At 59.9% G+C, this 19,090-nt stretch carries 15 protein-coding genes and 1 pseudogene; 8 read left to right on the top strand and 8 right to left on the bottom strand.

Going from position 1 to position 19,090, the window contains the following annotated elements; genetic code table 11:
- The first annotated feature begins 114 nt into the window (after positions 1-114).
- From MO767_RS08015 to MO767_RS07995, 5 genes are all read left to right on the top strand, one after another.
- Positions 115-1,560 (top strand): SulP family inorganic anion transporter, encoded by a 1,446-nt coding sequence (locus MO767_RS08015; protein ID WP_282480082.1) that lies wholly within the window; start codon positions 115-117, stop codon positions 1,558-1,560.
- A gap of 185 nt (positions 1,561-1,745) precedes the next feature.
- On the top strand, positions 1,746-3,095 hold the full coding sequence (locus MO767_RS08010; protein ID WP_282480081.1) for a gluconate:H+ symporter: 1,350 nt from the start codon (positions 1,746-1,748) through the stop codon (positions 3,093-3,095).
- Positions 3,096-3,110: 15 nt separating this feature from the next.
- Positions 3,111-3,971 carry a MurR/RpiR family transcriptional regulator gene (locus tag MO767_RS08005; RefSeq protein ID WP_282480080.1) on the top strand — a complete coding sequence of 287 codons (861 nt, stop codon included), beginning with the start codon at positions 3,111-3,113 and terminating at the stop codon, positions 3,969-3,971.
- A gap of 1 nt (position 3,972) precedes the next feature.
- Positions 3,973-5,430 (top strand): D-aminoacylase, encoded by a 1,458-nt coding sequence (locus MO767_RS08000; RefSeq protein ID WP_282480079.1) that lies wholly within the window; start codon positions 3,973-3,975, stop codon positions 5,428-5,430.
- Positions 5,431-5,550: 120 nt separating this feature from the next.
- Positions 5,551-5,919, top strand: coding sequence for a glyoxalase superfamily protein (locus tag MO767_RS07995; RefSeq protein ID WP_282480078.1), 369 nt, complete (start codon positions 5,551-5,553; stop codon positions 5,917-5,919).
- Positions 5,920-5,979: 60 nt separating this feature from the next.
- Here MO767_RS07995 and MO767_RS07990 read toward each other — a convergent pair whose 3' ends face one another.
- Complete coding sequence (locus MO767_RS07990) at positions 5,980-7,899, bottom strand: methyl-accepting chemotaxis protein (protein ID WP_282480077.1); 1,920 nt, start codon at positions 7,897-7,899, stop codon at positions 5,980-5,982.
- Between the two features lie 259 nt (positions 7,900-8,158).
- Between MO767_RS07990 and MO767_RS07985 the strand changes: the two genes are divergently transcribed.
- Both MO767_RS07985 and MO767_RS07980 read left to right on the top strand, forming a co-directional pair.
- Entirely contained in the window at positions 8,159-8,830 is a 672-nt protein-coding gene (locus MO767_RS07985) for a histidine phosphatase family protein (RefSeq protein WP_282480076.1), read from the top strand.
- 26 nt (positions 8,831-8,856) lie between these two features.
- Positions 8,857-9,690: a phosphatase PAP2 family protein gene (locus MO767_RS07980; protein ID WP_282480075.1), complete on the top strand. Its 834-nt coding sequence runs from the start codon at positions 8,857-8,859 to the stop codon at positions 9,688-9,690.
- Between the two features lie 123 nt (positions 9,691-9,813).
- On the opposite strand, the gene MO767_RS07975 is transcribed toward MO767_RS07980, so the two are convergent.
- Complete coding sequence (locus MO767_RS07975; protein ID WP_282480074.1) at positions 9,814-11,253, bottom strand: glycosyltransferase family 39 protein; 1,440 nt, start codon at positions 11,251-11,253, stop codon at positions 9,814-9,816.
- Between the two features lie 345 nt (positions 11,254-11,598).
- Between MO767_RS07975 and MO767_RS07970 the strand changes: the two genes are divergently transcribed.
- Positions 11,599-12,471, top strand: a complete 873-nt coding sequence (locus tag MO767_RS07970; RefSeq protein WP_282480100.1) for a metallophosphoesterase — start codon at positions 11,599-11,601, stop codon at positions 12,469-12,471.
- 12 nt (positions 12,472-12,483) lie between these two features.
- Here the strand turns inward: MO767_RS07970 and rimJ are convergent, their stop codons facing one another.
- The 6 genes and pseudogenes from rimJ to MO767_RS07940 all read right to left on the bottom strand — a co-directional run bounded on the left by rimJ (position 12,484) and on the right by MO767_RS07940 (position 18,759).
- Positions 12,484-13,050 carry a ribosomal protein S5-alanine N-acetyltransferase gene (gene rimJ / locus MO767_RS07965; protein WP_282480073.1) on the bottom strand — a complete coding sequence of 189 codons (567 nt, stop codon included), beginning with the start codon at positions 13,048-13,050 and terminating at the stop codon, positions 12,484-12,486.
- Positions 13,051-13,107: 57 nt separating this feature from the next.
- Positions 13,108-14,130, bottom strand: coding sequence for a HAMP domain-containing sensor histidine kinase (locus tag MO767_RS07960; RefSeq protein WP_282480072.1), 1,023 nt, complete (start codon positions 14,128-14,130; stop codon positions 13,108-13,110).
- A gap of 9 nt (positions 14,131-14,139) precedes the next feature.
- A pseudogene (locus MO767_RS07955) lies at positions 14,140-15,598 on the bottom strand (ATPase domain-containing protein).
- Positions 15,595-16,032 carry a hypothetical protein gene (locus tag MO767_RS07950; protein WP_282480071.1) on the bottom strand — a complete coding sequence of 146 codons (438 nt, stop codon included), beginning with the start codon at positions 16,030-16,032 and terminating at the stop codon, positions 15,595-15,597. The pseudogene MO767_RS07955 and the gene MO767_RS07950 overlap by 4 nt, the downstream one beginning before the upstream one ends.
- Before the next feature lie 271 nt (positions 16,033-16,303).
- A complete protein-coding gene (locus tag MO767_RS07945) occupies positions 16,304-17,710 on the bottom strand; it encodes a DUF2252 domain-containing protein (RefSeq protein WP_282480070.1) in 1,407 nt (468 codons plus the stop codon).
- Positions 17,711-17,835: 125 nt separating this feature from the next.
- Positions 17,836-18,759, bottom strand: coding sequence for a hypothetical protein (locus tag MO767_RS07940; RefSeq protein WP_282480069.1), 924 nt, complete (start codon positions 18,757-18,759; stop codon positions 17,836-17,838).
- Positions 18,760-19,090 lie beyond the last annotated feature (331 nt).

Below are 19,090 nucleotides of genomic sequence, written 5' to 3'. Positions count from 1 at the left end.
ATGTGGGAGCGAGCTTGCTCGCGATTGCGTTTCTGGCGACCCAATAACTGGCCGGGCCGCCCTCAATTCCGTAACATCCGTCCCCTCTTTTCCCGCCGGTATTTTAGGTCAGCCATGAATCCAAAACGTCTGCGCGCCGATACCCTGGCCGGACTCACCACGTCTTTCGCCCTGCTACCCGAATGCATCGCCTTCGCGCTGGTTGCTCACCTCAATCCATTGATGGGGCTTTACGGCGCTTTCATCATTTGCACGTTGACCGCACTTTTCGGTGGGCGGCCGGGCATGGTGTCCGGCGCTGCCGGATCGATGGCCGTGGTGATCGTCGCGTTGGTGGTGCAGCACGGTGTGCAGTATTTGCTGGCCACCGTGCTGCTGGGTGGGCTGATCATGCTGGCGTTCGGATTGCTGAAACTGGGCAAGCTGGTGCGCATGGTGCCGCACCCGGTGATGCTCGGCTTCGTCAACGGCCTGGCGATCATCATTGCCCTGGCGCAGCTGGAGCACTTCAAGAGCGGTGACGTCTGGCTCAGCGGCACGCCGCTGTACCTGATGGCAGGGCTGGTTGCCGTGACGATGGCCATCGTCTACGTGCTGCCGCGCCTGACACGCGTCGTGCCACCCGCGCGGGGGGCGATTCTGGGCGTTGGTCTGGCGGTTTATCTGCTCGGTCTGCCGACCCGCACCTTGGGCGACATGGCGCACATCGCCGGCGGTTTGCCGACCTTTGCGCTGCCAGACATTCCCTGGACCCTGGAAACCCTGCGCATCATCGCTCCCTACGCGATATTGATGGCGTTGGTCGGTCTGCTGGAAACCCTGCTGACCCTGAACCTCACCGACGAGATCACCGAGAGCCGTGGCTTCCCGGATCGTGAGTGCGTGGCGCTGGGGGCGGCCAACGTGGTCTCTGGTGTATTCGGCGGTATGGGCGGTTGCGCCATGATCGGCCAGACGGTGATCAACCTCAGTTCCGGCGGTCGCGGTCGGCTGTCCGGTGTGGTGGCCGGTGCGCTGATTCTGCTGTTCATATTGTTTTTGTCGCCGCTGATCGAGCGCATCCCGCTGGCCGCCTTGGTCGGGGTGATGTTCGTGGTGTCGCAGCAGACGTTTGCCTGGGCTTCGTTGCGGGTGGTGAACAAGGTGCCGCTGAACGACGTGTTGGTGATCATCGCGGTAACGGTCATTACGGTGTTCACCGATCTGGCCACTGCAGTGCTCTGCGGGATCATCATTGCGGCGCTCAACTTCGCCTGGCAGCAGGCTCGCGAGCTTTATGCCGACAGTCATCTTGAAGTGGACGGCAGCAAGCTCTACCACCTACATGGCACGCTGTTCTTCGCCTCGACTACGCCTTTTCTCAATCAGTTCGACCCCGCCAACGACCCACCCGTAGTGACGATCGATTGTCGCCACCTGAGCTTCGTCGACTACTCGGCGTTAGCCGCGCTAAAAACGCTGCGTGAACGCTACGCGAAGGCCGGCAAGCACTTGCGCGTGCTGCACTTGTCCGAACGCTGCAAAAAACTGCTCAAGCGCGCTCGCGTGAATCACGACTGACGCCCAGCCGGCAGGCGTGATGAAAATCCGCCTGCCTGATTTTCATAACACACGACCCCGCATACCTCTGCGCGACAACCCTTATCCCTTCACGAAAATTACTTTCACCTCGTTTGAAAATCACACCTCGAAATGTTTTATGAGTTTCACAACCCATTCGACGTGACCCTTTCGAGGAGTACCGCATGACACCTTCCTTCGGCTATTGGCTGCTGGTTTATGCTGCCATCGCCATCATCGCGCTGATCGTTCTGATTGCCCGTTACCGGCTCAATCCGTTCATTGTCATCACCTTGGTGTCCATCGGCCTGGCGCTGCTGGCGGGGATGCCACCGTCGGGCGTGGTGGGGGCGTACGAGGCGGGTGTCGGCAAGACACTGGGGCATATCGCACTGGTTGTCGCGCTGGGCACGATGCTCGGCAAAATGATGGCCGAGTCCGGAGGCGCCGAGCAGATGGCGCGAACGTTGATCGATCGCTTCGGTGAGAAAAATGCGCACTGGGCGATGGTTTGCATCGCTTTCCTTGTAGGACTGCCGTTGTTCTTCGAGGTCGGTTTTGTACTGCTGGTGCCGATCGCATTTACCGTGGCGCGGCGCGTGGGCGTTTCGATTCTGATGGTTGGTTTGCCGATGGTCGCCGGGCTCTCGGTGGTCCACGCGCTGGTGCCGCCACACCCGGCGGCGATGCTGGCGGTGCAGGCTTATCAGGCCTCGGTGGGGCAGACCTTGCTCTATGCAATCCTGATCGGGATTCCGACCGCGATCATCGCCGGCCCCCTCTACGCCAAGTTCATCGTGCCGCGCATTCAACTGCCGGAAGATAACCCGCTGGAGCGTCAGTTCCTTGAGCGTGAACCGCGCGACAGCCTGCCGGGTTTCGGCATCACCATGGCGACCATTCTGTTGCCGGTGGTGCTGATGCTGATCGGCGGCTGGGCCAATCTGATTTCCACGCCGGGCAGCGGTTTCAATCAGTTTCTGTTGTTCATCGGCAATTCGGTGATCGCCTTGCTGCTGGCGACCTTGCTGAGCTTCTGGACGCTTGGCCTGGCCCAAGGCTTCAACCGCGAATCGATCCTGAAATTCACCAACGAATGCCTGGCACCGACTGCCAGCATCACTTTGCTGGTCGGCGCGGGCGGTGGCTTGAACCGGATTCTGGTGGACGCCGGCGTCACCGACCAGATCGTCAGCCTGGCCCAGGTATTCCACCTGTCGCCGCTGTTGATGGGCTGGCTTTTTGCGGCACTGATGCGCATCGCCACCGGTTCCGCCACGGTGGCCATGACCACCGCGTCGGGCATCGTCGCGCCGGTGGCCATTGGTCTGGGTTATCCCCATCCAGAGCTGTTGGTGCTGGCGACAGGCGCGGGGTCGGTTATCTTTTCCCACGTCAATGACGGCGGTTTCTGGTTGATCAAGGAATACTTCAACATGACCGTCGCCCAGACCTTCAAGACCTGGACGGTGCTCGAGACCCTTATCTCGGTCGTCGCCTTCGGTCTTACCGTTGGCCTTTCTTATCTGCTTTAGCCGGAGTCGCCCGCCATGGACATCCTCTACCAGATCCGCGCCCGTCAGGATTCCTTCAGCGCGGGCGAAGGACGCATTGCTCGGCTGATGCTCGACGACGTAGGATTTGCCTCCGCCGCCAGTCTCGATGAGCTGGCGCTGAGAGCGGAAGTCAGCACCGCCACGCTCTCGCGTTTTGCTCGCACCGTCGGCTGCCGCGATTTGCGCGATCTGCGGCTGCAACTGGCCCAGGCCAGCGGCGTCGGCAGTCGGTTTTTGGACCCGGCGGGCACGCCCGAGCAGTCGGCGTTCTATGGGCAAATTGTTGGCGATATCGAATCGACCCTGCGCCAGCATCTGTCGGCGTTCGACGAATCACGTTTTGCCGATGCGGTGAAACTGCTGGGCAAGGCGCGGATGATTCACGCCTTCGGCATGGGGGGATGCTCGACCTTGTGCAGTGATGAACTGCAAGTGCGGTTGGTGCGATTCGGCTACCCGATTGCGGTGTGCCACGACCCGGTGATGATGCGTGTCACCGCCGCCAGCCTTGATGCCGAACGCGTAGTCATTGCCTGTTCGCTGACCGGCATCACCCCCGAACTGCTCGAGGCTGTCGAGCTGGCACGCAGCTACGGCGCACGAATTCTCGCCATCACTCGGGCCGACTCCCCGCTGGCGCAATTGGCTGATGTGCTGCTGCCGCTGCAAGGCGTCGAAACTTCCTTCATCTACAAACCCACGGCGGCGCGCTACGGCATGTTGCTGGCCATCGACGTGCTCGCCACCGAGCTGGCGCTGGCCAATCCTGAAGACAATCAAGAGCGTCTACGGCGGATCAAACTCGCCCTCGACGACTACCGCGGCGGCGACGATCACTTGCCGCTGGGAGACTGACATGATGTACGACACGCTGATTCGCAACGCCCTGATTATCGACGGCAGCAACGCGCCCGGTTACCCCGCCGACGTGGCGATTCTGAACGGCCGCATCGAGCGTATCGGCGACTTGCGCGATGCCTGCGCCACCGAAGAAATTGACGCCGCCGGCCGCGTGTTGGCGCCAGGTTTCATCGACGTGCACACCCACGACGACACCGTGGTGATCCGCCAGCCGCAGATGCTGCCCAAGCTCAGCCAGGGCGTGACCACCGTGATTGTCGGCAACTGCGGGATCAGCGCGTCGCCGGTGAGTTTGCGCGGCGATCCGCCCGACCCGATGAACTTGCTCGGCACTGCCGCAGCGTTCGTTTATCCGAGGTTCAGCGACTACCGCGCAGCCGTCGAAGCGGCGAACACCACGCTGAACGTGGCCGCACTGGTCGGTCACACGGCGCTGCGCAGCAATCACCTCGACGATCTGTTGCGCACTGCCACTGCGGATGAAATATCCGCGATGCGCGAGCAATTGCGCGAGAGTCTTGAGGCCGGTGCCTTGGGCTTGTCCACCGGGCTTGCCTACGCCAACGCCTTCTCGGCTTCCACCGATGAAGTGATGCAACTGACCGAAGAGCTGAGCGCGTTCGGCGCGGTTTACACCACGCACTTACGCAGCGAATTCGAACCGGTGCTGGAGGCCATGGACGAAGCATTCCAGATCGGCCGTCATGCGAAATCCCCGGTGATTATTTCCCACCTCAAATGTGCGGGTGCCGGTAACTGGGGGCGGAGCCCACAGCTATTGGCATCGCTCGAAAACGCGGCGAAAACCCATCCTGTGGGCTGCGATTGTTATCCCTATGCGGCGAGTTCATCGACGCTGGACCTCAAGCAAGTCACCGATGCCCATCGCATCACCATCACCTGGTCAACGCCGCACCCTGAAGCGAGTGGCCGTGACCTGATGGACATCGCCGCCGAGTGGGGCGTGCCACTACTTGATGCCGCCCGGCGCCTGCAACCGGCCGGCGCGGTGTATTACGGAATGGACGAGGCGGACGTACGAAGAATCCTCGCGCATCCGCTGTCGATGGTCGGCTCTGACGGATTGCCGGAAGACCCGTTCCCGCATCCACGCTTGTGGGGCGCATTCCCACGCGTGCTCGGACATTTCAGTCGCGATGTAGGGCTGTTTCCGCTGCACACCGCCGTGCACAAGATGACCGGTTTGTCGGCGGCGCGATTTGGCTTGAAGGAACGTGGCGAAATCCGTGAAAGACATTGGGCGGATCTGGTGTTGTTTGATCCTGTGACCATTCGCGATGTGGCGGATTTCAATGATCCGCAACGGGCGGCGGAAGGTATCGATGGGGTTTGGGTCAACGGTGTCTTGAGTTACAGCGACGGGCAGGCGAACGGCAGAAGGGAAGGGCGGTTTCTGGCGCGGCAAGGGGACTTGCGTGATGGTTTCCAGTAACCATTCCGAGTGCTGCGTCACAGTGATGGCATATTGCGACTAAAGAAAGCCATTACCAAGCCGAAGCGCTGACATCTCGCCCAGCTACACTCTGGGTCTTATCCGTCTGGGAGCAACTCCATGAGCTTTGGCAAAACCACCCCGATCCTGCGGATTTTCGATGAAATCAAGGCCGTGGAGTTCTACGTCGAGTTCCTGGGATTCAAGATCGATTGGCAGCATCGTTTCGAGCCCAACTTTCCGTTGTACCTGCAAGTCTCCCGTGGTGAGTGCGTGCTGCATCTGTCCGAACATCACGGCGACAGCACACCGGGCTCGGCGTTGCGGATCGAGACCGATGAGCTTGAGGCATTCCAGCAACAATTGCTGGCCAAGGAATATACGTTCGCACACCCACAGATCCAGGCCATGCCCTGGGGGAGCCAGGACATGACCATCAGCGATCCGTTTGGCAATCGGTTGGTGTTTACCAATGCGATTTGTGTGTAAGGCCGTTCGGCAGTTCTGATGATCGTTCCCACGCGGGAGCATGGGAACGATAAGGCGTGATTACACCCGGAAGTGGCTAACCATCATCTGCAACTGATTGCCCAACCGCGCCAGTTCAACACTGGACGCAGCCGTTTCGTCGCTGGCGGCGGCGGTCTGTTCGGACACGTCGCGCACGTTGATGATGCTGCGGCTGATCTCTTCGGCCACGGCACTTTGCTGCTCGGCAGCGGCGGCGATCTGCTGGTTCATCGACTGGATGTTGGACACCGTGCGGGTGATGTTTTCCAGTGACACACCAGCCTTGCGCGTCAGGGCGACGCTGCTGTCGGTGAGGGCGCGGCTGTTGTTCATCACCGCCGACACTTGTTGCGTGCCGTTTTGCAGACCGGCCACCAGGCCTTCGATTTCTTCGGTGGATTTCTGCGTGCGCTGAGCCAGGCCACGGACTTCGTCGGCAACCACGGCAAAACCACGACCGGCTTCACCGGCACGGGCCGCTTCGATGGCGGCGTTGAGCGCCAGCAGGTTGGTCTGTTCGGCCACGGCCTTGATCACGTCCATGACGCTGCCGATCTTGTCGCTTTCCTGTTGCAGCACGCTCATGGCTTCAGTGGAACGCGCCACTTCAGTGGCCAGGCGTTCGATCTGGGCGATGGCTTCGTTTACCACCTTGTCGCCTTCGCGGGCTTCGCCGTCAGCAGCGGCCGCCGCCTGGGAGGCTTCTTCGGCGTTGCGCGCGACTTCCTGCACGGTGGCAGTCATCTCGTGCATAGCGGTAGCCACTTGGTCGGTTTCGATTTTTTGGCTGTTCACCCCGGCGCTGGTTTGCTCGGTCACGGCAGACAGTTCTTCGGCGGCGCTGGCGATCTGGGTGACACCGTCGCGGATGCCGCTGATCAAGTCACGCAGGGTCACGCCCATGCGAGCGATGCCTTGTTGCAACACGCCGAGTTCGTCGCGGCGAGTCACTTTGACGTCCTGGGACAGGTCGCCGCTGGCAATGCGTTCAACCACGGCCAAGGTGTCGCGCAGCGGGCCGGTAATCTGACGGGTGATGATCACGGCAGCAATGATGCCCACCAGCAACGCCAGCAAGGTGCTGATCAGCTGTAGTGTGCGAGCCTGGGCGCTTTCGACGTCACGGCGGTCGAGTTGGATCTGATACAGCTGATCACTCAGGGTCACGATGGCGGCGCCCTGGTCGGTCATTTCCTTGCGTGCCTGCACCGCATCGGTGTTGGCCGCTTTATAAGCCTGCAAGGCGCTGCGGTAGTTGGTCAGTGCGGTTTCCAGCTGACGCAGGGCATCTTGCTGGGTGTCGGCGAAATGCACGTTGAGGGGTTTCAGGCTGGCGATTGCCACGTCCAGTTGGCCGACGGCTTTTTGTTCGGTGTCGGCGTTGGTGGTCGCGGTGTAGCCGCGCACTTCGTAGCGGGCCAGCAAGAAGGCTTCCTTGGCCGCCGTGATGGCCAGGAATTGTTCGAAGCGCTGGTCGCTCAGAGGCATTTGCTGCACGCGGGTGTTGATGGCGTTGATCAGCGTGTTGGCGGTCTCGGCATTGGCGCCCATGGCGTCGCGCGCGCTATTGCCGGTGCGGTAGGCGCTGCGCATTTTATTCAAGGACGTCTTGTAGGCGTCGATGACGGCGCCTTGCTCTTTGAGCAGCTTGAGGTTTTCCGGGCTCTTGAATTTCGCCAGCAGCGTTTGTTGCTGAGTGGAGAACGCCTCGAGCGTGGTCTGGACGTTCTGTGCGGCGGTTTCGTCGCCGTTGGTCAGCATGTATTGCAGGCGAACCACACGCAGCTTGGTCAGGCCGGCATTGAGCTGGGTGATGTCGCTCATCCAGTTGCTGCGGTCAATCAATCCGCCCAGGCTCGTCCAGCCGGTCAGGGCGAGGACGCAGGTCAGGGCCAGGACCAGGCCGAATCCCAAGCCCAGCTTCATGTTCACGCTGATATTGCCGAACCAGCTATTCATCAAAAGTCCTCCAGGAACGTTGTGCTTCTAGATCGTCGGTTGGCTGGAAGATTGTTGTTTTTGGTAGCCAGCAAGGTGTGTAGCAGGACTGTATCGGCAGCCATTGCGAGAGCTGAATGGTTTTTGTAGGACCGATGTGTCACAAGACTTCCGTGCAGTCTTAAGCTTTTTTTCACATGCGTTTCACCGACTGCCGACGCCAGCCTCTCTACTCTCGCCGCACCGAAGAAAGTGATGCGTGCCGGCGAGGCGGTTTGATGTGGTATTGAGACTGAGTCTGTTCGGGGTAAAACGCTCGATTGATCTGAGCCGTTTGGCCCGCTATCGCAATGCGACTGTCGTGTTCACCTCGGCGCTTTTGGTGATTGCGCTGACGGTCTGGCTTTTGCTTCCTGCCGCTGTACCGGACCTGGCCCACGGCAATGTGGCCGGCGCCCGGGCGTTGGCGGCCGACTGGGCCAAGGGCAACGTAATTGTGCTGGTGCGTCACGTTGAACGCTGCGATCATTCCAGCGCCGCCTGTCTGAGCGGTAACGATGGCATTACCGCTCGCTCTCGCAGCGTCGCGGTGGGGGTCGGTGCACAGTTCGAGCAACTGGGGCTGAGCAGGGCTGACATCTACAACAGCCCCCTGACCCGTACAGCGCAGACCGCCGGCTATATGTTCAACAAGGTCGGGGCCGGTGAAGAATGGTTGATCAATTGCAAGGGCACCATGCTGCGCGACGCTCTGGCGCACAAGGTGGCCGGGCGAAACCTGATTCTGGTGACCCACAGCGAATGCATGTCACAACTTGAGAAAGACCTCAAGTTGCCGGCCTCTACGCTGGGTTATGGCGCTTCTTTGTTTATCTCGGCCGAAACGCCTCAGGCGCCGCGGATGCTCGGTTTCATCGAAGCCTCGGACTGGCACTCGGTGACCACCGAATGAATTCACTTTCTGGATCAGGACACACGATGTTGACTTCTTCCCGCTACCGCTTTTACTGGGTGAACTTCGGCATTCCACTGGCCTGTGCGGCCGTGGTTTTCCTGCTGTTCGACCTGACCAAAATCGACATCGCGTTCAATGATCTTTTTTATGACCCGATCACAAAGACGTTTCCGCTGGATCATATCCAACTGTTCGAAAAGATCACCCATAAATGGGCTCGGATCATCCCGAACTGGACCGGTGAGATAGCGATCATCGGCGCCTTGCTGTCGTTTCTCTGGCCGCGCCTGAAGGCGGAAAAGCATTCGAAAATCATCGCATTCCTGGAAAAAATCAAAGTCGCGCCAGTGCTTCGGTTTGCGAGCAAGCATCGTCGGGACTTCCTCTACGTGGTGTTCGCGTTCTCCATCAGCACCGGTGTGATTCACTACCTCAAGGGCCACACCAGCGTGTACTGCCCGGTCGAAACGACCCAGTACGCGGGGAAAATCGAGCATAAGGAGTGGTATCAGAATTTCGATCTGCTGAAAGTTGCCGGCAAGGGGCGCTGCTGGCCGGGTGGGCACGCCTCGGGTGGTTTCACCATGCTCGCGCTGTACTTTGTGGCGCGCCGCTACCGCTGGCGCTATTCCAAAGCGATCATGTACGGCTCGCTGTTGCTCGGTTTTGTCTACGGCACGACGCGGGTTGTGCAGGGCTGGCACTACATGTCCCACACCTTGTGGGCCGGGATCTTCGTGTGGCTGGCGTGTTTGCTGACAGCCCTGGCGTTCTACGGGCGGGCGCGGCTCGAGCAGCCGGTGCTGCAAGCGCATGAGCGGTCTGAAAGCGTTGCACAGACGCAGACGGTTAACTGATTCAAAAGGCCTGAACAACAAAACCCGCCAACCCTGAAGAGGGGGGCGGGTTTTTTGTTTTCTGTCCCGTGGAGCGGTGGTTGGGAGAGGGCCTTCGGTGTGACTGAACCGCCGGCAGAGGACTCACTCCCCGACGAAGTAATACGCCTGGCGCCCCACCATCATGATCTTCAGCACCTTCAACGGAGCGGCCGGTTCGCTCTCACCAGACATCACCGCCACATTGCCCGGCGACGCCCTCAAAAACTCATGCAGCTGCGCCTCGGTGTCCAGTCCCTTGATCACCCGTTGGGTGTAGAACACGGTGGCACCGCCTAGCCGTTCATTGGCCTGGAACAGCGCGACTTGCTGCCCATTGGCCTGTAGCGTCTGAATGTGTTCGGTCAGGGGCAGGAAGGACAGTTCGACGTCGGCCCGGGGCATTGCCCATTGCGCGGTGGCCAGGTAACTGGCGATCACCACCGTGAGCAAACCGGCGACCACACCTTGTCGGTGCCGGGCAATACGGCCGATCAGGCTCGAGGCGCCTTCACGGGCCTTCAGCCTTTGGAGCAGGACGTGGGCATATTCCGCCGCAATCACCGCGGCGGCGGGCGTCATCGACATCAGGTACACGGTGCGCTTGCTCGATGCCAGCGTCAGCACGACGAACTGCGCCAGGATCCACAGGGTAAAAAACAGCAAATAACGGTTGGCCATCAGGCTTTTGCGAAAGTGCCACAACCCCAGATACACCAGAATGTTCCAGGGCAGGAACGCTTGCGGAAGCTTGGCCAGGTAGTAGTAGAACGGTTCGTAATGCCCGGCTTCGACGAAAGAGCCGCTGAATCGGCCGACGCTGTTGGTCAGCAGTACTTCGCTTACGGCATGGGCACCATCGCGTTGGTACAGCGCAGCGAGCCAGATCAGCAGCGGGATCAGCCCCAGCAGTGTCAGCAGCCCTGGTCGTAGCCAGGCGGCTACTTTCAGGCGTTTGTCCATCAGGCTCTCGGCCAGCAGGAACGCGAGGATCACCACCCCGGGCATCGCCAGTCCCAATACACCTTTGCTTAAAGTGGCGATGGCAATCCCTGCGGCAAACAGTAATGCGTTGCCCATCGTGGCGTGCCGTTGTCCCTGGAAAAACGCCAACAGCGCCATGGTTACGCCGAGGGCGAGCAAGGCGTCCTCACCGACACCGCGCACATTGCTCCAATAACTGGCCATGGTTGCCAGCAGGATCCCGGCGGTCCAGGCAATCGTCTTCGGCCGGCCGAACCGGCGCAGCATGGCGTACAACACCATCACACTGAACAACCCGGCAAACGCCGACGCCAGTCGAACCGCCCACGGCGTGCCACCGAACACACGGATCGCCCCGGAGTCGAGCCACAGGCTCAGGGGCGGTTTCTCCAGGAAGGATTCGCCGAACAGGCGCGGTGTCACCCAGTCGTCATCCAGGTACATTTCCATGGCGATCCCGGCGACCCGGGCTTCGGTAGAACCTTGCAATTGATGGTTGCCAAAGGCGAAGAAAAACAGCAAGCAACCAAGCAGGAAAAGCAATGGGGCTGGACGCGACATAAGGTTCTGGCCATCGACGAAAGGGGGCCGAAAAAAAGCGGGCTAAAAAAAGTATACGGGGCGAATTCTTAACAAAGTGTGAACAACTGGTGTGATCTATTAATGGCAAATGTCGACCCCTGCTTTCCCTTAATGCCTGGCTGGCCATGCCAAGTGAGCCCTTGATTGAAACGACCCCAAACTCCATCACCCGCCGCAAAACGTTTTGTCCCCGGAAAGGCTGTTCGCAGGCTAAGCATCGTCGCAATCATCTTGCTGATTGGCGCAGCGATAGTCGGGTACTGGATATTTACACCGCCGGCGCCGTTTGTTCCGTTGAGTGGTCTGGACCCTTCCGCCGTGTCGATGATTGCCTTGGGCGACCAAGGCAGCGGTGATCTGCAACAGTGGCGAGTGGGTCAGGCCATGGAGCGAGTCGCGGCCAGAGACGGGCGGCTGGACATGGTCGTGTTGTTGGGCGACAACTTCTATGGCAAACCGCTGACCAGTACCCACGACCTTGGCTGGCAAATGAAGTTCGAGCGCGTCTATTGGGGCCAGTGGCTGAGTCATGTGCCGTTTTACGCCGTGCTGGGCAATCACGATTACCCCAAGTCGCAAAAGATCGAACTCGAATATGGCCAGCAGCGCAAGGGCTCGGGTCGCTGGCAGATGTCGAGCAACTTCTACGTCAAGGATTTCGGCAGCGTCGATGGTCGACCGTTGGTGCGAATGGTGTTCCTCGACACCTCGGCGCCACGGGAATCCTTTCAGCATCAGATCGACATGCTTGACCAAGCCTTCCAGCAACCGGGACCGGCACCTGTATGGCGCATTGCGGCGGCCCATCACCCGGTCCGCAATCATGGCCAGCATGGTGAGGACAGTGAACTGGTCAACCTGTTGTTGCCCGCACTGGAACGCAACAAGGTCGACGTGTTCCTGGCCGGGCACGACCACAATCAGCAACTGCTGCTACGCGCGGCCGAGCCAGCCTGGGTGGTTTCCGGGGCCGGGGGCCAGAAACTCTACGCCGTTGGCGCCGCAGCGCAGGACACCTCGTTTGCCACCGCACATGCCGGTTTTGCCAAACTTGATTTGAATCCCCGCCAATTGCGGCTGAACTACTATGACGATCGAGGCAACCTGGAGACCGGTTATCGTTGGGACCGGGATTGTCAGTGGATGGCCAAAGGCTGCCTGTTGCCCGACGTTGCGCAAAAGATGGTCGTGCAATAACAGGATGAGCGCTTAGCGGTACCCGGCATTCGGCGCCGGGTTGATCAACGCTGTCAGCACATGATCCTGCCAGCGTCCGGCGATACTCAGGTAGGCTTTGGCATAGCCCTCGCGTTCAAAGCCCAGGCGCTCCAGCAACCGCGCACTGCGTTCATTGCCAGGGATGTAATTGGCCATGATCCGGTGCAGCTTCTGCTCATCGAACATGTAGCCGATGCCGGCTTCCAGTGCTTGCTGCATCAAGCCCTGGCCCTGATGGGTTTGGTCGATGTGGTAACCGAGATAGCAGGCCTGAAACGCCCCGCGAGTGATGCCGCTGAAGTTGCAGGCGCCGATCATCTGGCCGTTGTCCGGATCCAGCAACGCGAAATGCACCGCCAGACCGGCGTGGAAAGCGCTGGCTTGCACCTCAAGGCGCGGGCGGATGCGTTCAGGGCTGTGGTAATCGGCGGGACGAATCGGCGACCACCGGGCGAGGTGCCTCTGGTTGCGCCGGTAGAAGTCGCTTTCCAGCGCCGCCTGTTCAGGGTCGAGCACCGCCAGCGTCAAGCGTTTACAGGGCAGGGACAACAGCGGCATAGGGCGCTCCGGTTCACGGGGATCGTCGCGCAAGCATTGCGTGGTCAGCGGGGAAACTCAAATCACCAGCGGCAATGTCACGATAGAAGTGCTGCCTTTGCTGTTGCCGTCACTCATGCCGATCACGGTGCCGCCATGGGCTTCGACCAACTCGCGCACCACCGTCAGGCCGATGCCAAGGCCTGCACCGTTGAAGCCGATGGCGTGAACGTCTTGCACAAACGGCTCGAAGATAAACGGCAGCGCCTGGGCGGAAATGCCGATGCCGTCATCGCAAATGCTCATCTGCAGCGCGTCGACTTCGGCGGTCACCGACAGCGTGACATTGCCGCCCGCCGGTGTGTACTTGGCCGCATTGCCCAGCAGGTTGCCGAGAATCTGCGTGAGCCGCACCGGGTCGCCGTTCACCGCCAGCGCGCACGTAGGCAGTTCAGCGGTGAAGTGCAAATGGTGAGCGGTCATCACCGGGCTGCACACTTCGATGGCCTGTTGGATGATCTGCACCATGTCCACGATGCGGCAATCGAGGCGCAACTTGCCGGTGCTGGCGCGGGAGACGTCGAGCAAATCGTCCACCAGCCGCGACATGTGCTGCACCTGGCCTTCGATCAGCGCCTGCATGCGCGGCAGTTCCTCACTGGGCACACGCACCAGTCGGCCGGCGATCATGCTGATGGGCGTCAGCGGATTGCGCAGTTCGTGAGCCACCTGGGTGAGGATGTTGCGTTGTTGTTCCAGGGTGTGCTCGGCCGTGGCTTGCAGGTCTTGCGCGCTCAGGGCTGCGATCACCAATTGCGCGTTGGCTTCGCGCATCTCCAGGAACAGGCGTTGTTCTTCCTGCGTGCGTTTTGGTGTTTCTGCATCGGACTGCGCCAGCAAAATCGCCAGCACCAGTTGCTGATTGGCCTCGATCAGTTGCTCGACCTGCTGGCTATCGACCAGACGGGTGTTGGCATCGCTCAGCTCTTTTTGCAACGCCGCGAGCACCGCCCGCGCTTCAACAGTTTTCTGGCCGAGCAGGAACAGTTCGCGAGCGGCAGTGGCCATCGTTTGCTCGTTCTTGCCATTGGCCTCACTCATGGTTTTTGCTCATCCGTCGTCTTTGCCCAAACGGTGCCGGGTAGGGCGGCCACCGAGTAAGCCTTCCTGGTCTGGCAACATCTCGCCGATGTGCAGGCCGCTATCGTCGATGTGGTACAGGCGCAACTCATCGGAATGGGCGCTGGCCCGCACCTTGACCACGGCCATGATGCGCAGCAATCGGCTCTGCACTTCAATGTAGCGCTGAACGACGATTGCGTCAGTGAGAAATGCTGTGCCGTAAGGGCTGAAACGCAGGTCGGTGTAGCGGTCTTCCAGCTCCGAGGTCATCAACACGCTGACCCCGGCGCTCGTCAACGCAGTGACCATGCGCGACAGCGACTCGCGGAAATCTTCGCGGAAGGTCGGCGCCAGCGCCAGTTCGAAGCCCGACAACGAATCGATCACCACGCGGGTGGCTTTCAGTCGGCTGATCTCACTGAGCAGCAATTGCACGATCTCGTCGATGGACAGGTCCGGGGCGCGGCTGTCCACCAGACCGACCTGTCCGCTTTGAATCAGGCCCGTCAGGGTGGCGTTCTGGGAGTGATTAGGCCGTTGCTCGAACACCGCGATCACGCCGGTTTCACCATTTCTAGCGCCTTCGGCCAGGAAGGTGGACGCCAGAATACTTTTGCCCGAGCCCGACGGCCCGGCCACCAGCAAGGAATAACCACGGGGCAGACCGCCGCCAAGCATCTCGTCGAGCTGTGGCACGCCCATTTTCAGGCGCTTGATGGGGAACTCCAGCGGTGCTTCAACCGGGTTGAGGGGCGCAGGTGCAAAGACCTTGATCCCCGACGTCGCGATACGGAAGGTGTGCAGCCCTGGCAGCGTCGGCTGGCCGCGCATCTTCATGATTTCCATCTTGCGCACCATGGAATTGCGCTGAACGCTCTGGCGCAGCCAGATCAGGCCATCGGCCACGGTGAAGATCGGGTTGGTGTCGGTTTCGGTGAAGTATTCGCCAATAAGGAAGGTCGTCGCCTGCCAGGTGGTCATCAACATGCCCAGTTGCTGAACGAACTGCGGCAGGTTGTTGTTCGGGTTGTCCTGGGTCTGGCTGGCCAGCACCACCGAACGGAACGAGTCGACGAACACCAGTGACGGAGTTAGCCTCCACCTCGCTGACGATGCGCCGCAGTACTTCGTCCAGATTCCCGGCCAAGGTGTGGTCAGCCAGGTTGATGTAGCGGATCGACTGGTTGATCGCTTCGCTGTCGAAAAAGTCGAATTGCTGCTGGTAACGCAGCATCTTCAGCGGCGGCTCGCCGAGCACCGTAAAAAACAGCGCCGGGCGCTCGGGTGTCGCCAGGGCGAACATCATCTGATGCGCCAGGGTGGTTTTGCCACAGCCAGGCGGGCCTGCGATCAGGTTGAACGAAAACTCCGGCAATCCTCCGCCCAGCACCTCGTCCAGTCCTGGCACGCCGGTGGCCAGGCGGTTGATAGTCACTTTGGTGCTCATGGCGAATTTTCCTGCGAAGGGGTGTCGCTCAAAGAAGGTTCCCACACGCCACGAAGCAAACGTGCGGTGAGCGAGGGCCCGATCAGCGTGGTCAGCAGCTCGTAAAACGTGGTCAGCAACACGTCACCGAAAAACAACGCATCGGCTTCGCTTTGCTCAACGAGTACGGACTTGAGGGCAGTCAGATCCAGAGAGGCCGCCTGCACACTGTCATAGGTGCCGGCCAGGCGCGGATGCCTAGAGGCGCACAGATGAAGGCTGCGGCGATAAAGCGCAACAACCCCTTGCTGGCCGATGATGGGCGTGAGGGCTGCGTCCATATCCTGCAATATTGATGCGATCGCTTGCGCGACTGTTGCAATGTCAGCGTTGGGGCCAACGCGGTGCACCAGAGAAGCTACGATCTGGCGGCTCTCTTCGCTTAGCGTGGACATGGCTAACTGATATCTGATGGACAGTGCTTGATGGTACACCCTATGGCGGTGTCGGGAGTGGTTTGCGTCAGGGTATTGCGGCAGAGTCCGAAAACATGCCTCTTTCTAGTGCATGGGGAAACAAAACAGCAGGCAAAAAAAAGCCCGCGGGAGGGCGGGCAAACCGTAGTTTCTTGAATGAGCGAGCGCAATGTACCGGTTGATGAGCGATTGTGGGGTGAAGAAAAATTCATGTCGATGAGTGCCCGCCGTTTCACGCACGGAGACACGCCTAGGGCAAATGATCCGCCGCAAAGTCCGCTTCCGAACGCGCCCGCAAACGGCCCTTGCGGCAGGCTTGCTGGAATCGTTCGAAGTCGCGCTCATTCTGCGCGGTGTAGCTTTGCGCATACTTCAACAGTGCGTCGGCCAGCGCATCGCTCTTGCCGATGTAGCCGCTGATGTGTGCAGCGTTCCCGGACGATTTAGCGTGGGCGCGTGCCAATGCACGACCACAAACGCGTCCGTAGGCGGCGAAGGTGTCCGCGTCGAACGTCTCGAGTTCAGCCGAGACTTTCATGTCGCGCAACTGGCGCACATAGAAGTGTCGACCGCTGGGGCCGGTGGTCCAGCCGAGGAACAGGTCACTGGCCGATTGCATCAACCGTTGGCCATCGACCACGCGCTGACCGTTGTGCCGAACCCGCGATTTAGTTTTCACATAACCGGCAAGCACCGAACGACGTGCTTCCTTGAACTGCAGGAACAGCGGGAACTCCTGATCATCGGCCAGCAGGGCAACCAGGCATCGAGTCCCGACGCTGCCCACACCGACCACTTTGAACGCCATGTCGTGGGCATGAAAACGCGACAACAGCTCGCGACGGTCGGCTTGCAGCGTGCCGGGATAGTCGCGCATGAACGCGTCGTAAAGCGCACGCCAGTCCGACAGGCGCAGCCAGTCGTCGTCGGCATCCAGCAGCGTGGTGTTTTCGTGTAAATGGAAAATTTCCGGCAGGTCATCGCGAATGATCAGTCGGCCATGCGCGTCACGTTTACTGATTTTCGGCAGCAGTTCGGCATGGGTGCGATGTTCGGCTTTTTCGATGGCGCGCTCTACATGCTCCAGGGTCGCTTTGCTCGCTTGCTGGCGCAGGTCGTTGTAACTGATGGATTCGTACCAGGTTTCCAGGGCGCTTTGCTCGGCACATTCGAGCATGGTCTGTTGGTAGGCGCCGACCACCTGGCGGCAGACAGTTTCTTCGACCGTGTCGCCATGGCGCAGATCGCGCGCCGCCACCACGAAACTTGCCACCAGCCGTTTCAAGTCCCATTCCCAAGGGCCGGGATGGGCTTCGTCGAAGTCGTTGACGCTGAACAGCAGATTGCGTTCCGGCGTTGCAAAACCGCCGAAGTTCATCAGGTGACTGTCGCCGCAGATGGGCGATACCAGCCCCATGTTGGCTGTTCCGGCCAAGTCGTGGGCTTGCAGCAGCGCGTTGCCGCGATAGAAGGTGAACGGCGAGACCAGCATGCGGCCGTAGCGCAACTCGACCAGTGACGTGATGCGGCCTTCACTGGACGTTTTGATCAGCGGCAGCGGGTCGCGATCTATTTTCCCCACGGACGCCTGCGAACCGCGGGAGCAGTTCTTGCGAGCATCCTTGCCTTGCTTCAAACGGTCTTTGAGGGTGGTCATGGGGGCTCGTTTAGTGGGGGTTTTAGACGTGTGAGAGATGAGTGTAGAAGGGCTTCGGGTCTTCATCCGCAGTGTTTAGGCTTTGACCGTGGGGGCGAAAGGGAGCAACTCCCAACCGGCGCCCTTCAATACTCCGTCACCCCAAAAACTCTCAAAACCCACCCGGCCTCACCAGGCATCAAGGTGTACTGAACCTGCCGAACTTTCCCCGTCCTGCCCGCATCGGCATCGGTGCTGTCATAAACCGGGAACCGCTGCACCAACGCATTTTCCACCACGGCAAACTCATCCTCGCCCTGGTAGCCCACCGCTGTTTTCGGGTTCTCGCTGACAGGTGGCAGATAAATCTCGCTCAGCGACTTCTTGCGGTTGGCAGCGTAAGCAATGAGCTCGCCCGGCATCCCGCGCCCCGGTGACCTGATGAATACGTAAATCTCTGGGGAGCCATTGCGATCAAGGTCGGCGACCTCTGCTCGGACGATGGGGCCGGTGAGGGGGCGTACGATCTCTGAGTTATCGATTTCCAGACCTTGGGGGGCAATGTGTAGAGCACGATTTCCATCGACCGACACGCTCGTCACGTGAAAGCCAATGCCCTGCAATTCAAGTGTCTGGTCGAACGGCTGGTTGCTGTCCGTCGCATCACCCGGGCTCAGGCTTAATGAAAGGCTGTAGTTGGCCACTTCATTGCGCCGAGCGGCGTTGCGCATCAGGTATACCTGAACCGTATATTCGCCATCGGCGGGCAATGGTCCCAGAAAGTGATTGCCCATGATCGATCCGTTAAACAACGCATAGTCCGAACCTTTTGCGGTGATGTTGAAGTAGGCAGAGGCGTTGGAAGACTTGAAGTCCACGGTCATCATTTGGCCGGCCTTCGCGTTCAGGCGGTACTGCGCGGTGAGCGGGCCTTTGATGGATCGGGTGAACCTGGCGGTGTCGGAGCCCTTTTTGAAGGTGACCTGCTCGACATGAGGAGCGATCTCGGTGGCGGCGTGTACAGGCACAGAAACCAAGGCGGCCAGAACGGCTGCGATCCATACGTTCATGTTGATCTTCCTGAGTGCGTTGGTTGCTCAAGCGGTTGCAGGTTAACCCGCAGCATAGGCTCCGTTGCGTTGAGTCGCCGACTAATACGTTGATTACAGCTCACTCGATGTGAGCGTGTGCTTGAAATGCGAGCCTTATCGCGGGCAGGCCTGCTTTTGCCGGGGAGGGTGATGCTGCCTACAGAAATGACCAAACCCCAGATGCAACAAAACCCGCACTTGGCGGGTTTTGTTTTGCTTCGTATTTGGTGGGCCGGGGTAATTTGAACAGGTTATCTAACTATATGATAAATAATAAAAAGTGCCGGTTTGAATTTTTCGTGGAATACTT

Origin of the sequence: Pseudomonas sp. UYIF39 (genome assembly GCF_029963765.1) — a bacterium.
Classification (GTDB): Bacteria; Pseudomonadota; Gammaproteobacteria; order Pseudomonadales; family Pseudomonadaceae; genus Aquipseudomonas.
The sequence above is the reverse complement of the archived record's forward strand: the minus strand, read 5'-3'. Positions and strand labels throughout refer to the sequence as shown.